This is a genomic window from Microbispora amethystogenes, from assembly GCF_016863015.1.
Taxonomy (GTDB): Bacteria; Actinomycetota; Actinomycetes; order Streptosporangiales; family Streptosporangiaceae; genus Microbispora; species Microbispora amethystogenes.
Genome location: NZ_BOOB01000166.1, coordinates 1 through 523 on the forward strand (window position 1 = coordinate 1; position 523 = coordinate 523).

A 523-nucleotide genomic window follows, 5' to 3' on the forward strand; every position below is an offset into this window, starting at 1 on the left:
GGGGTGTGGGTGCGGCACGCGTCGGGTGTGGTGGGTCCGGTTGTGGGGGTGGCGGGGTTCGATTTGGCGGAGTGGCCGCCTCAGGGGGCCGAGGTGGTGGATGTGTCGTCGTGGTATCCGGAGTTGGCTGGTCGGGGGTATGGGTACGGGCCGGCGTTCCGGGGGTTGCGGAGGGTGTGGCGGGGTTCGGGGGAGGTGTTCGCGGAGGTCGCGTTGCCTGAGGGGGTGCAGGCGGGTGGTTTCGCGGTGCATCCGGCGTTGCTGGACGCGGTGTTGCAGGCGACGGACGTGAGCGCCGATCCGGCGGGCGGTCCTGAGGGGGCTGATGCGGGGGCGGTGCGGTTGCCGTTCGCGTTCGGTGGGGTGAGTGTGTTCGCGGCGGGGGCGTCGCTGGTGCGGGTGCGGATCACCCCGGTGGCGGATGTCGCGGGGGATGCGGTGGCGTTGGAGATCGCCGACGCGTCCGGTGCGCCGGTGGCGTCGGTGGAGTCGTATGTGTGCCGGGCGATGTCGGCGCAGGCGG

General features: G+C 72.7%; 1 protein-coding gene. It reads left to right on the forward strand.

Translation table 11 applies throughout. The features are described from left to right. Positions 1 to 102 precede the first annotated feature (102 nt). The coding region (locus tag Mam01_RS36190; RefSeq protein WP_373868751.1) for a polyketide synthase dehydratase domain-containing protein at positions 103 to 523 on the forward strand (421 nt) is incomplete at its 3' end.